Source organism: Cupriavidus sp. 30B13, from assembly GCF_049059565.2.
Classification (GTDB): Bacteria; Pseudomonadota; Gammaproteobacteria; order Burkholderiales; family Burkholderiaceae; genus Cupriavidus.
In genome coordinates this window covers 3,995,292-4,014,724 of record NZ_CP188223.1, presented here as the reverse complement: position 1 = coordinate 4,014,724, position 19,433 = coordinate 3,995,292, and the positions used below count along the sequence as shown (strand labels likewise).

Sequence of the window (19,433 nt, the reverse complement as noted above, 5' to 3'; positions counted from 1 at the left end):
TCGCCCATCCACGTAAACGCGCACCGCGTAAACGCTATATGCGCAATTACGCATATACGAATATATTGGACTGCATGGACGAGATGGACCGCGTGTTCGAAAAGGTATCCGGATACTTCAGCCTGCTGGCCGAGCCCACCAGGCTGAAGATCCTGCACGCCCTGTGCGACGGCGAGAAGCCGGTCGGCACGGTGGTGGAGACGGTGGGCTCGTCGCAGACCAATGTGTCGCGCCACCTCACCGCGATGTACCGCGCCGGCGTGCTGTCGCGGCGCAAGGAAGCCAACCTGGTGTTCTACGCCATCGCCGACGAGAGCGTGGTGGAGCTGTGCCGCACGGTGTGCGTGCAGGTGGCCAGCCGGCTCGAAGACAGCGCCTTGCCCGCGGGCATGGTCGAGCGCTTCATGCCGCAGGCCGCGCCCGCGCCGCGCCGCGGCCGGGCACGCTAGCGCCGCGGCCGGCGCGCGCGGGCCCCCGGGATTTGCACCGGCGCGCCGCCGCATGGCGCGCGCCGCAGAAGACGACAGGCATGCCGGCGGCACATTCCGTGCCGCACGCGCGAAGCCGGAGGAGACCGCAGTGCCGGACCAGATCCGCCCCGGGCGCATCGTGCGCGCGCCGGAGCATTTCGTCAGCGCATCGCTGCAGCAGGACGTCGCGCAACGCGGCTGGGGCGAGCCCGGCAGCGCGCGCCGCGCCTTCCTGCGCAGGAGCTTCCTCGGCGCCGCCGCGGTGCTGGCGGCCGGCGCCGCCAGCGGCCGGGCCCGCGCGGCGGACAGCGCGGGCGAGAACGCCATCCTCGCCCCGCAGCCCTGGGCCACCACGCTCGGCCAGCCCGTCGCCGCGCACCCCTACGGCCAGCCTTCCGCCTACGAGAAAAACCTGGCGCGGCGCGAATCGCCGGGCCTCACGCGCGTCTCCGCGGCCTCGGTGGCGTTCGCGCCGCTGCAGGGTTTCTTCGGCATCATCACGCCCAACGGCCTGCACTTCGAGCGCCACCACCAGGGCTGGCAGGACATCGACCCGGCGCGCCACCGCCTGATGCTCAACGGCCTGCTCAGGGCGCCGCGCGTCTACACCATGGACGACCTGATGCGCCTGCCGGCCGTGTCGCGCATGCACTTCATCGAGTGCGGCGCCAACACCGGCATGGAATGGGGCAACGTCGCCGTGCCCACGGTGCAGTACACGCACGGCATGCTGTCGTGCTGCGAGTTCACCGGCGTGCCGCTCAAGGTCCTGCTCGACGATGCCGGCGCCGACTTCAGGCGCGGGCGCTACCTGCTGGCCGAGGGCGGCGACGGCTCCGGCATGACGCGCACCATCCCGATGGAGCTGGCCGACGAGATCATCGTCGCCTGGGGCATGAACGGCGAGATGCTGCGCCCCGAGAACGGCTACCCGCTGCGGCTGGTGGTGCCGGGCGTGCAGGGCGTCTCGTGGGTCAAGTGGCTGCGCCGGCTGGAACTGGGCGACCGGCCATGGAATACCAAGGACGAGACCGTGCACTACGTCGACATGATGCCGGACGGCATGCTGCGCCAGTACACCTCGATCCAGGAATGCAAGTCGGTCATCACCACGCCCTCGGGCGGCCAGCAGATGGTCGGGCGCGGCTTCTACAACATCAGCGGACTGGCGTGGTCGGGGCGCGGGCGCGTGCGGCGCGTCGACGTGTCCGTCGACGGCGGGCGCAACTGGCGCAGCGCGCGGCTGGAAACGCCGGTGCTGTCCAAGTGCCTGACGCGCTTCAACCTGGACTGGGTGTGGGACGGCGCGCCCGCCATCCTGCAAAGCCGCGCCATCGACGAGACCGGCTACGTGCAGCCGCGCCTGGCGCAGTTGCGCGCGGTGCGCGGCACGCGCTCGATCTACCACAACAACGCCATCCAGAGCTGGCAGGTGTCCGACAGCGGCGAGGTCTCCAATGTCCACGTGGACTGAGCGCGGGCGCGCCGCCGCACTCGCCCTGGCCCTCGCCCTGGCGCTCGCGGCCGCGTGGCCGCCCGCCGCTTCCGCGGCTTCCGCGGCTTCCGCCCCGGATGCCGTCCCGGACGCCGCCCGCGCCGCGCTGGGCCGTCCGGCCACCGCCGCCGAGGTCAAGGCCTGGGACATCGACGTGCGCCCCGATTTCCAGGGCCTGCCCCGCGGCAGCGGCACGGTGTCGCAGGGCCAGGCCATCTGGGACGGCAAATGCGCCTCGTGCCACGGCGACTTCGGCGAGTCCAACGAGGTGTTCTCGCCGCTCGTCGGCGGCACCACGGCCGACGACGCCAGGCGCGGGCGCGTGGCCTCGCTGACCGGCAACCAGCCTTACCGCACCACGCTGATGAAGGTCAGCACGGTCAGCACGCTGTGGGACTACATCCGGCGCGCGATGCCGTGGAACGCGCCGCGCAGCCTCTCGCCGGACGAGGTCTACGCGGTCACCGCCTACCTGCTCAGCCTGGGCGACATCGTGCCGGCGGACTTCACGCTGTCGGAGCGCAACATTGCCGCGGTGCAGCAGAAGATGCCGAACCGCGACGGCATGACGCTGCGGCACGGCCTGTGGCCGGGGCGGGGCCAGCCCGACACCCGCAACACGGCCTGCATGCGCGACTGCGCGGCCACGGTGAAGGTGGTGTCGTCGATGCCCGCCTATGCGCACGATTCGCACGGCGACCTGGCCGCGCAGCAGCGCGCCGTGGGCCCCACGCGCGGCGTCGGCGCGGCCGCCGGCGCGCCGCCCGCCGCCGCCCCGGCCCCGGCCGCGGGCGCCACGCTGGCCGGCCAGTACCAGTGCACCGCCTGCCACGCGCCCGACCGCAAGCTGGTCGGCCCGAGCTTCGCCGAGATCGGCGCCAGGTACCGGGGCCAGGACGCGCACGAGGCGCTGGCCGCCAAGATCCGCGCCGGCGGGCAGGGCGCCTGGGGCAGCGTGCCGATGCCGCCGCAGGCGCAGATTCCCGATTCCGACCTGCGCGCCGTGGTGGGTTGGATTCTTGAGGCAAAATAGCGGGCTGGCCGCTTCCGTGCCCGGTGGGGCGGCCGGCATGCCGCCGCGTTTGCGCGCGGCACCTCGCCGTCCCCACGGCTCACATAAATTCGGAGCGAGAAACATGAAGCAGTTTGTCATTGCAACCCTGATGCTGGCCTGCGCGGCCTCGGCCAACGCGGCGGTCGACGCCGCCAAGGCCCAGGAAATCGCCAACAAGAACGCCTGCATGGGTTGCCACCAGGTCGACAAGAAGCTGGTCGGCCCGGCCTACAAGGATGTGGCTGCAAAGTACAAGGGCGACAAGAACGCGCTGGCGACGCTGACCAAGAAGGTCAAGGGCGGCGGCGCGGGCGTGTGGGGCCCGGTGCCGATGCCGGCCAACGCGGGCCTGAGCGATGCCGACCTGAAGACGGTCGTGGAGTGGGTGCTGGCAGGCGCCCCGGCCAAGTAAGGCACCCAGGGCAAGCCCTGCCCGGACCGGTCACGGCTTCGGGACCCCGGGGGCGCGCGAGCGCCCCCCGAAGACGGGCGGCACGGTATGGCCGCCAGCAAACCAGGCCGGAACGGAAAACGCAGGAGAAAGGGAAACAATGAATTCGAAACGACGAGACGTGCTGCGGGTCACCTCGGTGCTGGCCCTGATGGCCGCCACCGGCCTCATCAGCGAAGCCCAGGCAGCCGAGTGGAACAAGACCGCCTTCGACGGCAAGAGCGTGGCGGACGTGATCAAGGCGCTGGGCGGCAGCGGCACCGAGAAGAGCACCGCCATCGTCTTCAACGCGCCCGACATCGCCGAGAACGGCGCCGTGGTGCCGGTCGCCGTGACCAGCAACATCCCCGGCACCGAGCAGATCGCCATCCTGGTGGAAAAGAACCCCAACACGCTGGCCGCGGATTTCACCATCCCGGCGGGCACCGAGCCGTTCGTCTCCACGCGCGTGAAGATGGGCCAGACCTCGGTGGTGTACGCCGCCGTCAAGGCCGGCGGCAAGTGGTATGTGGCGTCCAAGGAAATCAAGGTGACGCTCGGCGGCTGCGGCGGCTGAAGCCGCCCGATCGCCCGCATCCCCAGCCCCCAACATCACCGAGAGAGCAAAGAACATGGCAGATCCGATGCGCGTACGAGCCGCCGAGAACGGCGGCGTGGTCGACGTCAAGATCCTGATGAAGCACGACATGGAAACCGGCCAGCGCAAGGACGCGAACGGCAAGACCATCCCGGCCTGGCATATCCAGAACGTGACCGCGGTGTGCAACGGCAAGGAAGTGTTCCAGGCCCAGTTCGGCCCGGCGGTGTCCAAGGATCCGTTCCTGAACTTCAAGTTCAAGGGCGGCGCCAAGGGCGACAAGGTCACGGTGACCTGGGTCGACAACCGCGGCGACAAGCGCACCGACGAAGCCACCATTTCCTGAGGCCGCCCGCGGTGCAAGCGGCCGCCGGCATCCTCTGCTATGGTTCAGGGCGAATGTCGGGCCCGGGCCGGCGCATGTGGCGCGCGGGGGCGCGACCGGAAGGATAGCGATCATGCGGCGAGCATTCATCAGGGCAACGGCGGCACTGGCGGCGATCGGCCTGTCGGCCAGGGCGGCGGCGCAGGCCGCCCCGGCGGCGGCGGCGGCCGGCGGCAAGGGCGGGCGCGTCAAGGTGGTCTACCAGTTGTCGGAAGGCACGGACCAGGCGGTGCGCGCGATGGCCAACCTGCGCAACCACCTGAACGCCGCGCCCGACACCAAGATCGTGGTGGTGGCCTTCGGCTACGGCGTGGACTTCATCGTCGAAGGCGCGCGCGATGCGCGCGGCAATACGTTCGAGGCGGCCATCGCCTCGCTGGCCAGCTCGGGCGTGGAGTTCCGCGTGTGCCGCAACACGCTGGCCGCGCGCAAGATTCCCGAGTCCAGCCTGTCGATGGAAGCCAGGGTGGTGCCGGCCGGCGTGGTCGAAGTGGCCCGCCTGCAGTTCGAAGAAGGCTACGCGTACATCAAGCCCTGACCTCGGGCCTGAACCGGTGGCCGGGCGGATAGACAAGCAATAAGACGGCCTCGGCCCGGCGCGCCATCGCGCCGGGTCCGACAGGCCCCAGGAGAAGAGCCCCATGAAGACCAACAGACGCCGCCATGCCGGCGCCGCGCTGGCGCTGGCCGGCACCGTAGCGCTGGCGGCCGCCGCCGCCGCGCATGCCCAGGGCAGCACCGCCGAGGAAATCGCCAAGTACCGGCAGATGCTGGCCGAAGGCAACCCCGCCGAGCTGTGGGAAGCCGCCGGCGAGGAGTTGTGGAAAAAGCCGGCCGGCCCCAGGAACGCCTCGCTCGAGCAATGCGACCTCGGCAAGGGCCCCGGCGTGACCAAGGGCGCCTATGCTGAGCTGCCGCGCTTCTTCAAGGACACCGGCCGCGTGATGGACCTGGAGCAGCGCCTGGCCTACTGCCGCGTGACGCTGCAGGGCCTGACGCAGGAAGAGGCCACGAAAAACCCGTTCGCCTCCACCGGCAAGCCGTCCGACATCGAGCGCCTGGTGGCCTTCCTGGCCGGCGAGTCGCGCGGCGTGAAGATGAACGTGCGGCTCGACACCCCCGAGGAAAAGCACGTCTACGCGCTCGGCCAGAAGATGTTCTTCTACCGCGGCGGCGCCTACGACTTCGCCTGCGCCACCTGCCACGCCGTGGACGGCCAGCGCATCCGCCTGCAGGACCTGCCCAACCTGCTGAGCCAGCAGGGCGCGCAGGCCGCCTACACCACCTGGCCGGCCTACCGCGTCTCGCAGGGCGAGGTACGCACCATGCAGCACCGCCTCTACGACTGCCTGCGCCAGCAGCGCTTTCCCGAGCCCGCCTACGGTTCCGACGTGATCACCGCGCTGACCCTGTTCCTGGCGAAGAACGCCAACGGCGGCACCTACGACGGTCCGGCCTTGAAGCGCTGAGCCAGGGAGAGAGCACAGATGAAACAAGCCAACCAAGCGAAACTCGCCACGCTCGCCGCCGCCCTCGCCATGCTGGCCTGCGCGGGCGCGGCCCATGCGCAGGACAGCGCCAGGCCGGCCAAGGGCAAGCCCGCCGCCAGGGCCGCCGCCGGCGCCACCGACGCCGACATGCGCAAGCTGATCGAAAGCTCCTTCTCGTCCAAGGGCCCCGCCACCGTGGAAGGCGTGCTCGACCGCGACGCCATGCAGAAGGCCTGCAGCGACTACGCCGACCGCACCAAGGTGCCGGCCGCGGTAGCGAAGAAGATCGAGGCCGCCGAGCTCAAGCAGGTCAAGTACCCGGCCGACGGCCAGTACCTCGGCGACTGGAAGGAAGGCGAGAAGACCGCGCAGAACGGGCGCGGCATGCAGTTCTCCGACCCGGTCGGCGGCGTCAACGGCGCCAACTGCTACGCCTGCCATCAGATGACCAAGGCCGAGATCTCGTTCGGCAACATCGGCCCTTCGCTGTACCAGTACGGCAAGCTGCGCGGCAACTCGGAAGCGGTGGTCAGGTACACCTGGGGCAAGATCTGGGATTCCAGCGCCTACACCGCCTGCTCCAACATGCCGCGCTTCGGCCACAAGGGCATCCTGACCGAGCAGCAGATCCGCGACGTGATGGCGCTGCTGCTCGACCCGGCTTCGCCGGTCAACCAGTAAGGCCGCGGCCATGGCCTCCGCCCGCCTGGCGCGCCGCACCGGCACCGCGCTGTTGCTCGCCGCGCTGGCCTGGAGCGGCGCGGCCGCCGCGCTCGACGTCGGCGACACCGTGCACCTGCCGCCGGTGCAGCTGCTCGACGGCCGCACCATGGTGCCGGCGCAGTGGGCCGGCAAGCCGCTGGTGCTCGAGGTATGGGCATCGTGGTGCCCGTTCTGCGCCCTGCAGAACCCGCGCCTGCAAAAGCTCTACGACAGTACCGGCGGCGCCAGCGGCGGCCTGCAGGTGCTGGCCGTCAACATCGACAAAGACCCGAAGGAGGCCAGCGCCTACATGGCGAAGCACGGCTACACCTTCCCCGCCGCGATGGATACCGCCGCGCTGCGTGCCGTGCTCGGCAAGCGGCGCGGCCTGCCCGAGCTGTACGTGATCGACGCCGGCGGCAAGGTGGTGCAGAAGGAAGTGGGCGAGATGCTGGAAGAAGAAGTCGCCGCGCTGGCCCGCTACGCGAAATAGCCGGCCATGAAGCGGGCACCGGACGCCGGGCCGCGGCTGGCACCGGCGCGCGCAGTCCACAGGAAGAGACAATGAACCGACGCGAGTTCCTGCAGGTGCTGGCCATCGCCGGCGCCGGCGGCATGGCCTTTCCCGCCACCGATGCCCAGGCCACCCAGGCCGCCGGCAAGCTCTACGACGTGCCGCGCTTCGGCAACGTGCACCTGCTGCATTTCACCGACTGCCACGCCCAGCTGCGCCCGCTCCATTTCCGCGAGCCCAACGTCAACCTCGGCGTGGGCGACTACGCCAACAAGCCGCCGCACCTGGTCGGCCAGGCGCTGCTGCGCCACTACGGCATCGCGCCCGGCAGCGCGCAGGCACATGCGTTCACCTGCCTCGACTTCACCGAGGCCGCGCGCCGCTACGGCAAGGTCGGCGGCTTCGCCCACCTCGCCACGCTGGTCAGGCAGCTCAAGGCCGGCCGCCCCGGCGCGCTGCTGCTCGACGGCGGCGACACCTGGCAAGGCTCCGCCACCGCGCTGTGGACGCGCGGCCAGGACATGGTCGACGCCGCGCTCGCGCTCGGCGTCGACGTGATGACGCCGCACTGGGAAATGACGCTTGGTGCCGAGCGCGTCACCGAGATCGTCGAGCGCGACTTCAAGGGCAAGGTCGCCTTCCTCGCGCAGAACATCAAGACCAGCGACTTCGGCGACCCCGTCTTCGACCCGTTCGTGATCCGCGAGATGAACGGCGTGCCGGTCGCCATCATCGGCCAGGCCTTCCCCTACACGCCCATCGCCAACCCGCGCTACTTCGTGCCCGACTGGACCTTCGGCATCCAGGAGGAAAACCTCCAGCAGGTCATCGGGCAGGCCCGCGCCAAGGGCGCGCAGGTGGTCGTGCTGCTGTCGCACAACGGCATGGACGTCGACCTCAAGCTCGCCTCGCGCGTGCGCGGTCTCGACGCCATCCTCGGCGGCCACACCCATGACGGCATGCCCGCGCCGGTGCCCGTCGGGAACGCCGGCGGCACCACGCTGGTCACCAACGCCGGCTCCAACGGCAAGTTCCTCGGCGTGCTCGACTTCGACGTCAAGGACGGCAAGGTGCGCGACTTCCGCTACCGCCTGCTGCCCGTGTTCGCCAACTACCTCGCCGCCGATCCCGCCATGGACGCGCTCATCGCCCGCGTGCGCGCGCCGTACGAGAAGCAGCTCGGCGAAGTGCTCGCGCGCAACACCGGCCTGCTGTACCGCCGCGGCAACTTCAACGGCACCTTCGACCAGCTCATCCTGGACGGCCTCATGGACGTGCAGGGCGCCGAGATCGCCTTCTCGCCCGGCTTCCGCTGGGGCACCACGCTGCTGCCCGGCCAGGCCATCACCATGGAAAGCCTGATGGACCAGACCGCCATCACCTATCCGCACACCACCGTCACCACCATGACGGGCGAGACCATCAAGACCATCCTGGAAGACGTGGCGGACAACCTGTTCAACCCCGACCCCTACTACCAGCAGGGCGGCGACATGGTGCGCGTGGGCGGCCTGCAATACACCATCGACCCCAACGCCGGCATGGGCCGCCGCATCACCGACATGCGCCTCAAGGGCCAGCCCATCGACGCCGCCAAGACCTACAAGGTGGCCGGCTGGGCGCCCGTGTCGGAAGAAGCGCGCCACGCCGGCAGCCCGCCGGTCTGGGACCTGATGGCCCAGTGGCTGCGCGCGTCCGGCGAAGTCACGGCCCGGCCGCTGAACCTGCCGGCCGTGCGCGGCATGGAAGGCAACGCCGGCATGGCGGCCTGACGCGGCGTGATTGATACGGCAACGGAAACTACGCTACAATCTCGCGTCACGGGCCGATAGCTCAGCTGGGAGAGCGCTGCGTTCGCAATGCAGAGGTCGGGAGTTCGATCCTCCTTCGGTCCACCAGATTCCAAGGCCAACCGCTTGCGGTTGGCCTTTTCATTTTGGCCGGCCCGAAAAAGCCGGCCCGTTTGAGCCGGCTTTTTCGGGCCGGCTTTTTCATTGCGCCTCCACCATTGCCATGGCGCCCGCGCAGCTAGCCCCCCTCGCGCGCCTGCGCGCAGCGCGAGCGGTAGTCCGCCTCCAGCGTATGGACCGCCGACTCGCGCGCGGCGCTGGGGCTGGTCAGTCCCGGGGTGGCCTCGATGGTGCGGCGGGTGCCGACCAGCGACTGCTGCGCCTGCGCGGCCCGGACGCGTTGCAGCAGCGCGTCGCACGCGGTGCGCTGGGACTCGTCTTCGCTGGCGACGGCCGGCGGCATGCGGTAGGGGGTCTCGCCCCGCTGCACGGCGCTGGAGATGGCGTCGCTGACCGCCGCGCTGGCGGCGCCGGGCAGCGCCGGCTGGGCATGGGCGGCGCTGGCCAGCCCGAGCAGGGGCAGGGCGAGCAGGGCGGTAATGCAAGGTACGAGCATCACGTCATCCTCCACCGGCGGCTAAGGGTACTTCCAGTGTAGGCGGCGGCGCACTTGCGCACAGGACAATCGCGTCGGTTGCCGCACGTCCTTGCCGTCGCCGCCCACGCGCAATTCAGTCTTTCCGAGAGCGGCATTCAACGCCCGCGGCTGTGGATAACTGCGCCGCCGGCTGGGGATAAGCGGGCCGGAAAGCTGTGTTCCGGCTGGGGGCGGGCTGTGGGACGTATACGCATAACTTCGGGGCGCCGCCGGCACCTTGCGTATACATCCTGAGATATCCCCGTTTCCTAGGGTATTCCCTAGGCGCTTATCTTTTCCGCAAGCCACTGAGCCAAAAGGGAAAAACCGGCTTATCCACGGAAAGAGGCGACGTTTACCTACTACTACTATTTATGTATACGTAAACAATACAGAAAGACTTAAGAGGACCGTTGCGGGAACCAGCGTAAACGCGGCGCATGGGTATACGTCCCTGCAGCAGCCCCTCCTTCGTTTACGTCCGTTCAGCGCGGCACCTTGAACGCCTTGCGCGCCCGCAGCGCCTCTTCGCGCGTGGTGCAGCCGTCCTGGTGATCGTTGACCAGCCCCATCGCCTGCATCAGCGCATACATGGTGGTGGGCCCGACGAAGCGCCAGCCGCGTTTCTTGAGATCCCGGGACAGCGCGGTGGATTCGGGCGAGATCGCCATCGTGCGCAGGACTTCCGGCGTCAGCACTTTGGGCCGGCTGGCCGGGTCTGGCTCGAAGCGCCAGAAGTAGGCCGCCAGCGAGGACTCGGTCTCCAGCAGCTCGCGCGCGCGGTGCGCGTTGTTGATGGCGGCCTCGATCTTGCCGCGGTGGCGCACGATGCCGGCGTCGCCGAGCAGGCGCTGGATGTCCTTCTCGCCGAAGCGCGCCACCTTCTCGATCTCGAAATTGGCGAAGGCGCGCCGGAACGCCTCGCGCTTGCGCAGGATGGTCAGCCAGCTCAGGCCCGCCTGGAAACCTTCCAGGCAGAGCTTCTCGAACAGGCGGCGGTCGTCGTCGACGGGGAAGCCCCATTCGTTGTCGTGGTAGTGGCAATAATCTTCCAGCGTCCCGCACCAGCCGCAGCGCTGGCGCTCCGGCGGGGTGGCTTGCTTTCTGGCAGGCATCGTCTCGGTTCTCTTCCTGGTGTGAATGCGCCATCTTAAGGCGGCTTGCCGGGCCTGTCGCGCGCGCCGCCAGGCGGGCATTTTGATACGATGCGGCCATCGGGATGCCCGCCGGCGCGGGCGTCCCGGCCCATCCCGGCCCATCAACCAGCGAACAACGACATGGAACAACGACTAGCCACCCTGGAAGACGACGGCTGGCAGCTCGACGACGGCGAGGCCATCGCCGCGGCCTATCCCGAGACCTTCTGGGTCCCGCCGCTGGCAGAGCGCCAGGCGCTGCAGGCCGGCCAGGCCGTCAAGCTGATCTTCCGCATCGTCACCACCGACGACCAGGACCGCGACGAGCAGCACGTGGAGCGCATGTGGGTGGTCGTCACCGGCCGCGCTGGCGAGCGCTACAGCGGCGAGCTCGACAACCAGCCCTATTGCACCGAGGAAATGGGGCCCGGCATGCCGCTGTGGTTCGAGGCGCGGCATGTAATCAACATCCACGGCGACGACGAGGAGCAGGCGGAGTAGGCGCAGCAGGCGGCGCCGGAAAAGCAAAAGGCCAACCTCGCGGTTGGCCTTTTTCGTCAGCGTGCGCCGGCGGACCTGCGCGCCGGCCCGCGCGTCATTGCAGCGGCTTGCCGGTGCGGTCGTGCATGAACAGCAGCGCGATGAAGCTCACCGCGGCGGCGGCGATCACGTAGTAGGCCGGCGCCAGCTTGCTGCCGCTCGAGGTGATCAGCCAGGTCACGATCAGCGGGGCGAAGCCGCCGAAGATGGTCACCGCGAAGTTGTAGGCGAGCGACAGGCCGGTGGAGCGCACCTCGGTCGGGAACTGCTCGGCCAGCACCGCGGGCGCCGGGCCGGTGAAGGCCGCCAGCAGGATGCCCAGCACGATCTGCACTTCCAGCAGCGTCTGCGTGGTCGGCGAGACGTTGAGCCAGTGGAACAGCGGATAGGCCAGCACGCCGATGGCCAGCGCCACGGCGCCGAGCATGCGCTTGCGGCCGACGCGGTCGGACAGCATGCCCATCAGCGGGCACAGCACCAGGATGATGGCGCCGCAGATGGCGGTCGACTGGAACGTGGCGCCCAGCGGGAGGCCGAGCTGCTGCTTGGCGTAGGACGGCATGTAGAACACCAGCACGTAGGTGCAGACCGTCCACAGGATGGTCACGCCGAGGCCGGCCAGCACTTCGCGCGGGTGGTCGCGCAGCACCTGCGTCAGCGGCGAGAACTTGACCTTGCTGGCCTTGCGTTCGGCGCGGCGCGCCTCGAACGCGGGCGGCTCTTCGAGGTGGGAGCGGATGTACATGCCGACCGGGCCGATCAGCAGGCCGAACAGGAACGGGATGCGCCAGCCCCAGGCGTCGACCTGCTCGGGCTCCAGGCCGTTGATCACCAGCGCGCCCATGGCCGCGCCCAGCATGAAGGAGATGCCCTGGCTGGCCTGCTGCCAGCTCGCGTAGGCGCCGCGCTCTTCGTCCGGCGCGTGCTCGATCAGGAAGGCGGTGGCGCCGCCGACCTCGCCGCCGGCCGAGAAGCCCTGGATCAGGCGGGCCAGCACGATCAGCGCCGGGGCCCACAGGCCGATCGACGAATAGGTGGGCGCCAGGCCGATGATGGCGGTGCCGAGCGCCATCAGCAGGATGGTCAGCGTCAGCGCCGCCTTGCGGCCCACGCGGTCGGCGTAGACGCCGAGCACGATGGCGCCGACCGGGCGCATGAAGAAGCCCACGCCGAAGGTGGCGACGGTCAGCAGGAAGGAAGTGAGGTCATTGCCGGTGGGGAAGAACAGCTTGGCGATGATGAGCGCGAAGAAACTGTAGACGGTGAAGTCGAACCACTCGAGGCCGTTGCCGATGGTGGCGGCCAGGATGGCCTTTCGTCGCTGGGCTTTGGAGATGTCCGGAATCCGGGAGGTGGCGGCGTTGGCTTGCATGATGCTTTTGTTGCGATGAAAAAACTGGCGGTCCGCGTCCGGCGCGCGGGCAGCGGGCCCGGGCGGACGGAAAGGCAGCATGGTAAGGGATTTGCGGGCCATTTCCCGGCTGCCGACGGCCTCCGGACGGCGCGGCGAACCCCGCGTGTGCCCACAAGGTTACACCCGTATGACAGGGACATACAGCGGGGCATACAGGGGGGCACGCGGCGCGGCGAGGGAAAAGCGCGCGCGGCGGCGTTTCAGCCGATGCGGTGCGGGGTATGGTCGCCGGGTTTGGCGGCGCTGTCCGGCGCCTGTCTGGGGGCGGGCGGCATGGCGGCGCGGCGGCGCGTAAGCCACAGCCACACGGCGCTGGCCAGCCAGCCGGCCACGAACACGGTATCGCCGCCGTGGTTGAGCAGCACGGCAGCATTCGGCAGGTTGAACAGGTCGGCCAGCCAGGGCGCCGGCAGGCGCGCCGCGATCCACAGGAGCACAGCCGGTCCGCTGGCATACACGCCCGGCTGCCACCAGTTCGCGTGGGGCAGTCTCGGGCTGCGGGCGGTGCGCTTGACCACGATGTTCTCCGACCGGACGCGCCGGGGCGCGCGTCGTCACCTTGGGTTGCGGGGTTGGCCGGCACGGGACCGGGCCCCATGCTTGCCATCATAAGCCGATTGCCGGGGGTGCGCCGGACTGTTTGAAGCGTTGTGTGGGCCTCCCAACGCTGGCGCGCCGGCGCGGGGCGCGCTGGCTTCAACTTTTTTGACGGAGGTGTGCGCAAATGGCCGCCGCCGGCGGCGCCGGACTTTGCCACACTGATGCATGTCCATGAACCAGAAGGCAGACATCATGCTTCCCGCCATCTATGTGTCCCACGGCTCGCCCATGCTCGCGCTCGAACCCGGCCCCAGCGGCGCCGCGCTCGACGCGCTCGGCGAGCCGTTGCGCGCGCGCCGCCCGCGCGCCGTGCTGGTGGTCTCGGCGCACTGGATCTACAGCACGCTGGTGGTCGGCACGCGCCAGCGGCAGGAGGCCTGGCATGACTTCGGCGGCTTCCCGCGCGCGCTCTACGAACTTCGCTACGACGCGCCCGGCTCGCCGGCGCTGGCCGGCCGCGTCAAGGCGCTGGTCGAGGCGGCGCGCGTGCCCGGCGCCGCGGTGGTGCTGGAGGACGAGGACCGCCCGCTCGACCACGGCGCCTGGATGCCGCTGCGGCGTTTCTTTCCCGCCGCCGACGTGCCGGTGGTGCAGCTTTCGCTCAACCCGTACCTGCCGCCTGCCGCGCAGATCGGGATCGGCCGCGCGCTCGCGCCGCTGCGCGGCGAGGGCGTGCTGGTGATGGGCTCGGGCAGCTTCACGCACAACCTGCAGGAAGTGTTCGGCGCGGGCGGGCCGCGCGAGCAGCACGGCGCGCCGGCCGAATCGTACGTCGAGGCCTTCCGCCGCTGGATGACCGACGCGCTCGGCGAGGCGCTCGCCGGCGGCGACACCAGCCGCATTGCCGACTACCGCGCGCAGGCCCCCTACGCCCGCCGCGCGCACCCGACCGACGAGCACCTGCTGCCGTTCTTCGTGGCGCTCGGCGCCGCACTGGGGCCGCGCACTGCCGCGCCGGCGCCGCGGCCGGCCGCCGTGGCGCGCGTGGCCGACGCCGTCACCTATGGCGTGCTGGCGATGGATACCTTCGTCTTCGAGGGGATGGGCGCGCAGGCCCCGGCGGCGCTCGGCGCGGCGGCCTGAGCGGGACCGGCGCCTTACTTGCCGGCCCCCAGGTAGGGCCGCGCCAGCCGCGCGCCCGCCAGCGCGATCCAGCCCATGGTCAGCGCCACCACGCCCAGCCCGTAGCGCAGGCTGCTGACGTGAGCCACGCCGCCGATGATGACCGGGCCGAGCAGCAGGCCGACATAGGCGAAGCGCGCCACCCGCGCGATCGCCTCGGCCGGCGCCACGCCCGGCAGGCGCGACGCCGCCACGAAGAACACCGGCACCATGTTGGCCGCGCCCAGCCCCATCAGCGTGAAGCCCGCCAGCGCCGCCAGCGGCGCCGGCCACAGCAGCGCCAGCACGATGCCCGCGAAGGCCACCCAGGCGCTGATCTTCAGCGTGCGGGCATCCGACCAGCGCGCGCGCAGGCGGTCCCCGCCGAAGCGCCCGCATGCCATGCCGCCCGAGAAAGCGGCGTAGCCGGCGCTGATCCATGCCGCCGGCGCCTGCGCCACCTCGCGCATGTAGACGCTGGTCCAGTCATACATGGCACCTTCGCCGACCAGCCCGAGGAAGGCCATCAGCCCGAGCAGCCAGAGCGCCTTCACCGCGTGGTCGCGGTGCTGCGCCGACGGCTGCGCGACCGGGTGGTCGGCCAGCAGCCAGGGCGCCACGCCGGCGCTGACGGCCGCGGTCAGCAGCGCCATGCCTGCCGCGTGCGCCAGCGGCGGCACGCCCAGCCCCATCAGCAGGCCGCCGGCGGCCGCGCCGGCCATGCCGCCCAGGCTGAACATGCCGTGCAGCGCCGACATCACGGGCCGCGCGCGGCTGTTCTCCACCGTGGCGGCCTGCGCGTTCATGCCTACGTCGAAGGCCGCGTTGGCCATGCCGAACACCACCAGCGCCGGGATCAGCGCCGCGAACGCCGGCATGGCCAGGATGGCAACCGTGGCCACGGCGTACACCAGCCCGCTCAGGCGCGCGGCGCGCGCACTGCCCACGCGCGCCACCCAGCGGCCCACCGGCCCCATCGCCGCGATGGCGCCGCCGGCCACCGCCAGCATGGCCAGCGAGAGCACCGCGTCGGACAGGCCGAAGCGCGCCTTGATGGTCGGGATATGGACGCCCCAGGTGGCGAAGGTGGCGCCGTTGACGAAGAACAGCGCCATGGTGGCGCGCGCGGCGTGCTCCACGCGGCGCGCGTCGGGTGCGGCATGGCTCTCCGGGGCCGGGATGGGAGCGGGAGGACGGGTCAGTTCGGCAGGGGAGGAATCGGGCATGTCGACGAAGGGCACGGACGGCCGCGCCGGCCTGGCGCGCGGTGCCCCGGGAGGCGCAGCGAAGTGTTCGAGCCCCGCATCGTCGCACATCGGCGCGTCGGGCGCATGACGCCGCGCTATGCCAGCGCGCTGCCGGCCGGGCGCAGCAGGCCGCGCCGGTGCAGGGCGAAGGCGAAGGCGCCCAGCGCGGCCAGCGCCAGCGCCACCATCGCCCACAGCATCAGCCAGTAGCCGCCGGCGGCGCGCCACAGCAGCGCGCCCAGCCACGGCGCGGCGGCCTGCATCAGCAGCACCGGGGTCATCATCAGGCCGTTGAGCGTGGCGTAGTGATGGCGCGAGATCAGCTCCGGCATGGCCATCGCGCGCAGCATGGTGTTGATGCCGTTGGCGCAGCCGTACAGCAGCGCCGCCACCATCAGCCACTTGCCGTAGCCGAGCGCGAAGCACAGCAGGCCCACGCTCATCACCGCGTAGACCGGCAGCGACAGGCGCAGCGGATGGCGCACCGGGAAGCGCATCATCACCACCCGCCCCAGCACCTGCGCCGGGCCGATCAGCGCCGCCACGATCAACTGCTCGCCCAGCGGCAGGCCCTTCTCGGTCAGCATCGGGATCAGGTGCGCGCCCAGCAGCGAGGCGATCACGGCGAGCGCCGTGAAAGCCAGCACCACCGCCCAGAACACCGGCTGGCGCAGCGCCGACCGGGCGATGCCGGGCTGCGCCGCCCCGGCCTGCGGCGCGGGCGCCGGCGCGGCGGCGTAGCTGGCGTGCGCCACGTAGCGCAGGCGCGCGTGCAGCGGCGCGCAGACCAGCAGGTTGAGCGCGGCGAAGCATAGCAGCGTCTCGCGCCAGCCCAGGTGCAGCACCAGCCATTGCGCCAGCGGCACGAAGATCGTGCTGGCGAAGCCGGCCATCAGCGTCACCGTCATGATGGACTTCTGGTAGTGGTCGCCGAAGGCCTGGCGCAGCACCACGAAGGCCGGTTCGTACAGCGTGGTGGACATGGCCAGGCCCAGCGGTATCCACATCAGCAGGAACGCCGCCTGGTTCGGGCTCCATGCCCACAGCAGCAGCCCCGCGCCGGCCAGCGCGGAGCCGCTGGCCATGACCACGCGCGCCGGCACGCGGTCCAGCAGCCGGCCCACCGCGAACGAGCACATCGCCCACACCAGCAGGCCCAGCGAGTAGCCGCCGGCGAGGAAGGGCTTGGAGTAGCCCAGCGCCGCGCTCATCGGCCCGATGAAGACGGTGAAGGAGAAATACAGCGTGCCCCAGGAGATGGTCTCGGTGACGCCGAGGGTCCATACCAGCTGGCGCGGCGAGATGGGCGGGCGGCCCGAGGCAGCAGAGCCGGCAGGACCGGCAGCGGTGGAAGCCGGGCGGGGCGCCGGGCCGGGAGCAGCGTGTCGAGGTGTCATGGCGCGCCTGGAGCGGCGGCGGGGGAAGCGGGAATTGTAGGGTGAACCGCGCCGGATGCCTAGTTCGCGTCACGCGTCATGCGTCACGCATCATGCATCCGTTGGCGGCCCTTTCAGCTCGACCACGTTGCCGTCCGGATCGCGCACGTAGATCGACGGCCCCCTGCCCTCGGCGCCGAAGCGCATCTCCACCGGTCCCGGCTCCACGCCGTGCGCGAGCAGGTGGGCGCCCAGGGCAGCGGCGTCGAACGGGTCGAGGCGCAGGCAGAAATGGTCCAGGTTGCGGCCCTCGGCGCCCGGCCCCGCGCCGCCGGCCCGGCCAAGCGGGCCGTCCAGCGCGACCAGGTCGATCAGGCCGCTGCCGGCGCGCAGCTGGGTCAGGCCGAAGGCGGGCTGCTCGCGCTCCACGCTGCAGCCCAGCACGTCCACGTAGAAGCGCAGCAGCGCGGGCACGTCGGCGCTGCGCAGGACCAGGTGATCGATGGCTAGGATGCGGAACATGGTGGCCTGCCGATGGCGCGATGCGCCTACAAATCCGGGATCAGCCGCTTGCCGAGGCTGACCGCCTCGTCCTGCGCGTACCCGAGGCTGCGGTAGAAATCGATCACCCGGTGGTTGCCGGTGCGCACCAGCAGGTTGATCTTGGGGCAGCCGCGCTCGATCAGCAACTGCTCGGCGTGCGCCATCAGGCGGCGGCCGTGGTCGCGGCGCTGGTGCTCGGGATGCACGGCCACGTAATACACCCAGCCGCGGTGGCCGTCGAAGCCGATCATCGCCGAGGCCATCGGGCGGCCGTCCACCTCGCCGACCAGGAACAGCTCGGGCTGTTCGGTGAGCTTGCGGGCGATGTCCTTCTTCGGGTCGTTCCAGGGCCGGGTCAGGCCGCAGGCCTGCCACAGGGCGATGATGTCGTTTTCGTCGGCGGGCCGGTAGGGGCGGATCTGCATGCTGCTGGGCGTGCCGCGCGCGGCGGCGGGAATGTTGGATCCTTGACAGTGTAGCCGCGAATCCTGTGCCAGAATCGGCCCACCAAGACCAAGACCAAGACGACGGGATCCACCCGCAAAGGAGACAACCCCCATGAGCGAAACGACCGCGCCCGCCCGCGCCACCTTCAGCCATATGGAAAACGGCACGCGCGAGGACTGGGCCGCCATTTCCGCCGAGTTCATGCCGTTCGCGCAGAACCTGGCCGACCGCGTGCTCGCCCACCTCAGGCTGCTCGACGGCGACTGCGGCGGCTTCCCCATCGACCGCCTGGCCCACAGCCTGCAGACCGCCACGCTGGCGCACCGCGACGGCCGCAACGAGGAATACGTGGTGTGCGCACTGTTGCACGACATCGGCGACACGCTCGGCAGCTTCAACCATCCCGACATCGCCGCGGCCATCCTCAAGCCCTTCGTCAGCCCCGAGAACCTGTGGATGGTGGAGAAGCACGGCGTGTTCCAGGGCTACTACTTCTTCCACCACCTGGGCCTGGATCGCAACCTGCGCGAGCAATTCCGCGGCCAGCCCGAGCTGTTCGCGCGCACCGCCGAGTTCTGCGCCAAATACGACGGCGCCGCCTTCATGCAGGACTACGACAACCTGCCGCTGTCGTTCTTCGAACCGATGGTGCGGCGCGTGTTCGCGCGGCCGCGCAACTCGATGTACGTGAAGGAAAACGAGACGACGCTGGCGCAGCCGGCGTGATGGCGTGACGACCGGGTCGGCGGGCGCCGGGGCGCTCCCCCGGCCCCTGCCGCAGGCGGGAGAGGGGAGAAGACCGTCGCTATGGAAGGATGGTCAGGGTGGCGGCAATACCTGCCCGGCGCGCGAGAGGTCCTCGTAGCACAATGCAGCGACTTGCCACCGTCCGCCGCTGACAAGCCACAGCTCCACGAAGCTGAAGCGCGAGCACGCCTTCGCGTTTTTCATCATCGAGCCGACGCCCGAGACCGTCGCCCACGCGGCATGCTCGGTCACGTCGATCGACTCATCCCGCACGTGTGGGCGGTCCCACGTACCTGCCGCCACGCGCGAACGGATATGTCCGAGTTGTTGCCGCTTGGAGAGCATTTTCTCGCCCCGCTTGACGAAGAAGTGATCGCATTCGACGAAATCCAGTTGGTCGATGTCGCCGCTTGCGTAGGCATCAATCCATACGTCCCGCATTTGCGCCAGGCTGAACTTGGGCTTCATAAGCTTCCAGGAAAGATATCTGCTCGACCATGTCGCTTAGCTTGTTTTCGATCAGCCTGGCGGCCGCGCGCAGCCCCTCGTTGTAGAACTCGGTTCGGACGGCCTCCACGATTCGCCCGCCGACGTCGAGTAATTCCATATTCCCGACCTCGATGTCCAGGTCTTCTGCGAGGAAGGTTTGAAGAATGGCGGCGATTTTCAGTATCCGCTTTCGCTTCTGGTCATCCATCTGGCGTCTCCGGCAGTGTT

24 protein-coding genes and 1 tRNA gene are annotated in these 19,433 nt (G+C 70.1%); 15 read left to right on the top strand and 10 right to left on the bottom strand.

Annotated features, from left to right (window positions below; genetic code table 11):
- The first annotated feature begins 38 nt into the window (after positions 1-38).
- From ACKI2N_RS18555 to ACKI2N_RS18500, 12 genes are all read left to right on the top strand, one after another.
- Entirely contained in the window at positions 39-449 is a 411-nt protein-coding gene (locus tag ACKI2N_RS18555; RefSeq protein ID WP_420996063.1) for an ArsR/SmtB family transcription factor, read from the top strand.
- A gap of 130 nt (positions 450-579) precedes the next feature.
- On the top strand, positions 580-1,944 hold the full coding sequence (soxC, locus tag ACKI2N_RS18550) for a sulfite dehydrogenase (RefSeq protein ID WP_420996062.1): 1,365 nt from the start codon (positions 580-582) through the stop codon (positions 1,942-1,944).
- On the top strand, positions 1,928-2,998 hold the full coding sequence (locus tag ACKI2N_RS18545; protein ID WP_420996061.1) for a c-type cytochrome: 1,071 nt from the start codon (positions 1,928-1,930) through the stop codon (positions 2,996-2,998). Before soxC ends, ACKI2N_RS18545 begins: the two co-directional genes overlap by 17 nt.
- Positions 2,999-3,101: 103 nt before the next feature.
- Positions 3,102-3,431, top strand: coding sequence for a c-type cytochrome (locus ACKI2N_RS18540; protein WP_420996060.1), 330 nt, complete (start codon positions 3,102-3,104; stop codon positions 3,429-3,431).
- A 139-nt stretch (positions 3,432-3,570) separates the two neighbouring features.
- A complete protein-coding gene (gene soxY / locus ACKI2N_RS18535) occupies positions 3,571-4,026 on the top strand; it encodes a thiosulfate oxidation carrier protein SoxY (protein ID WP_420996059.1) in 456 nt (151 codons plus the stop codon).
- A 55-nt stretch (positions 4,027-4,081) separates the two neighbouring features.
- Positions 4,082-4,393, top strand: a complete 312-nt coding sequence (gene soxZ, locus ACKI2N_RS18530; protein WP_420996058.1) for a thiosulfate oxidation carrier complex protein SoxZ — start codon at positions 4,082-4,084, stop codon at positions 4,391-4,393.
- 112 nt (positions 4,394-4,505) lie between these two features.
- Positions 4,506-4,970, top strand: a complete 465-nt coding sequence (locus tag ACKI2N_RS18525) for a DsrE family protein (RefSeq protein WP_420996057.1) — start codon at positions 4,506-4,508, stop codon at positions 4,968-4,970.
- Positions 4,971-5,073: 103 nt separating this feature from the next.
- Positions 5,074-5,901: a sulfur oxidation c-type cytochrome SoxA gene (gene soxA, locus ACKI2N_RS18520; protein WP_420996056.1), complete on the top strand. Its 828-nt coding sequence runs from the start codon at positions 5,074-5,076 to the stop codon at positions 5,899-5,901.
- Between the two features lie 18 nt (positions 5,902-5,919).
- A complete protein-coding gene (soxX, locus tag ACKI2N_RS18515) occupies positions 5,920-6,603 on the top strand; it encodes a sulfur oxidation c-type cytochrome SoxX (protein ID WP_420996055.1) in 684 nt (227 codons plus the stop codon).
- A 10-nt stretch (positions 6,604-6,613) separates the two neighbouring features.
- Entirely contained in the window at positions 6,614-7,117 is a 504-nt protein-coding gene (locus ACKI2N_RS18510) for a TlpA family protein disulfide reductase (RefSeq protein ID WP_420996054.1), read from the top strand.
- Positions 7,118-7,188: 71 nt separating this feature from the next.
- On the top strand, positions 7,189-8,910 hold the full coding sequence (gene soxB, locus ACKI2N_RS18505) for a thiosulfohydrolase SoxB (protein ID WP_420996053.1): 1,722 nt from the start codon (positions 7,189-7,191) through the stop codon (positions 8,908-8,910).
- Positions 8,911-8,960: 50 nt separating this feature from the next.
- Positions 8,961-9,036: transfer RNA gene (locus tag ACKI2N_RS18500), tRNA-Ala, on the top strand.
- Positions 9,037-9,166: 130 nt separating this feature from the next.
- Here the strand turns inward: ACKI2N_RS18500 and ACKI2N_RS18495 are convergent.
- Together ACKI2N_RS18495 and ACKI2N_RS18490 are read right to left on the bottom strand one after the other, a co-directional pair.
- Positions 9,167-9,547, bottom strand: coding sequence for a hypothetical protein (locus tag ACKI2N_RS18495; RefSeq protein ID WP_420996052.1), 381 nt, complete (start codon positions 9,545-9,547; stop codon positions 9,167-9,169).
- Positions 9,548-10,050: 503 nt separating this feature from the next.
- Positions 10,051-10,680, bottom strand: coding sequence for a DNA-3-methyladenine glycosylase I (locus ACKI2N_RS18490; protein ID WP_420996051.1), 630 nt, complete (start codon positions 10,678-10,680; stop codon positions 10,051-10,053).
- A 162-nt stretch (positions 10,681-10,842) separates the two neighbouring features.
- Here ACKI2N_RS18490 and ACKI2N_RS18485 point away from each other — a divergent pair, with 162 nt between their 5' ends.
- Positions 10,843-11,202 carry a DUF2314 domain-containing protein gene (locus ACKI2N_RS18485; protein WP_420996050.1) on the top strand — a complete coding sequence of 120 codons (360 nt, stop codon included), beginning with the start codon at positions 10,843-10,845 and terminating at the stop codon, positions 11,200-11,202.
- 94 nt (positions 11,203-11,296) lie between these two features.
- Here ACKI2N_RS18485 and ACKI2N_RS18480 read toward each other — a convergent pair whose 3' ends face one another.
- Together ACKI2N_RS18480 and ACKI2N_RS18475 are read right to left on the bottom strand one after the other, a co-directional pair.
- Positions 11,297-12,613 carry an MFS transporter gene (locus ACKI2N_RS18480; RefSeq protein ID WP_420996049.1) on the bottom strand — a complete coding sequence of 439 codons (1,317 nt, stop codon included), beginning with the start codon at positions 12,611-12,613 and terminating at the stop codon, positions 11,297-11,299.
- A gap of 242 nt (positions 12,614-12,855) precedes the next feature.
- Positions 12,856-13,173, bottom strand: a complete 318-nt coding sequence (locus tag ACKI2N_RS18475; RefSeq protein ID WP_420996048.1) for a hypothetical protein — start codon at positions 13,171-13,173, stop codon at positions 12,856-12,858.
- Positions 13,174-13,447: 274 nt separating this feature from the next.
- Between ACKI2N_RS18475 and ACKI2N_RS18470 the strand changes: the two genes are divergently transcribed.
- A complete protein-coding gene (locus ACKI2N_RS18470; protein ID WP_420996146.1) occupies positions 13,448-14,338 on the top strand; it encodes a DODA-type extradiol aromatic ring-opening family dioxygenase in 891 nt (296 codons plus the stop codon).
- A gap of 14 nt (positions 14,339-14,352) precedes the next feature.
- Here ACKI2N_RS18470 and ACKI2N_RS18465 read toward each other — a convergent pair whose 3' ends face one another.
- From ACKI2N_RS18465 to ACKI2N_RS18450, 4 genes are all read right to left on the bottom strand, one after another.
- Positions 14,353-15,471: an MFS transporter gene (locus ACKI2N_RS18465; RefSeq protein WP_420996145.1), complete on the bottom strand. Its 1,119-nt coding sequence runs from the start codon at positions 15,469-15,471 to the stop codon at positions 14,353-14,355.
- Between the two features lie 227 nt (positions 15,472-15,698).
- Entirely contained in the window at positions 15,699-17,000 is a 1,302-nt protein-coding gene (locus ACKI2N_RS18460; protein ID WP_420996047.1) for an MFS transporter, read from the bottom strand.
- 90 nt (positions 17,001-17,090) lie between these two features.
- A complete protein-coding gene (locus tag ACKI2N_RS18455) occupies positions 17,091-17,501 on the bottom strand; it encodes a VOC family protein (RefSeq protein WP_420996046.1) in 411 nt (136 codons plus the stop codon).
- Between the two features lie 26 nt (positions 17,502-17,527).
- Positions 17,528-17,947, bottom strand: a complete 420-nt coding sequence (locus tag ACKI2N_RS18450) for a GNAT family acetyltransferase (RefSeq protein ID WP_420996045.1) — start codon at positions 17,945-17,947, stop codon at positions 17,528-17,530.
- A 133-nt stretch (positions 17,948-18,080) separates the two neighbouring features.
- On the opposite strand from ACKI2N_RS18450, the gene ACKI2N_RS18445 reads away from it, so the two are divergent.
- On the top strand, positions 18,081-18,695 hold the full coding sequence (locus ACKI2N_RS18445) for an HD domain-containing protein (protein WP_420996044.1): 615 nt from the start codon (positions 18,081-18,083) through the stop codon (positions 18,693-18,695).
- Between the two features lie 93 nt (positions 18,696-18,788).
- Here the strand turns inward: ACKI2N_RS18445 and ACKI2N_RS18440 are convergent, their stop codons facing one another.
- Positions 18,789-19,184, bottom strand: coding sequence for a DUF4440 domain-containing protein (locus ACKI2N_RS18440; protein ID WP_420996043.1), 396 nt, complete (start codon positions 19,182-19,184; stop codon positions 18,789-18,791).
- Positions 19,138-19,413: a DUF2164 family protein gene (locus ACKI2N_RS18435; RefSeq protein WP_420996042.1), complete on the bottom strand. Its 276-nt coding sequence runs from the start codon at positions 19,411-19,413 to the stop codon at positions 19,138-19,140. The genes ACKI2N_RS18440 and ACKI2N_RS18435 overlap by 47 nt, the downstream gene beginning before the upstream one ends.
- Positions 19,414-19,433 lie beyond the last annotated feature (20 nt).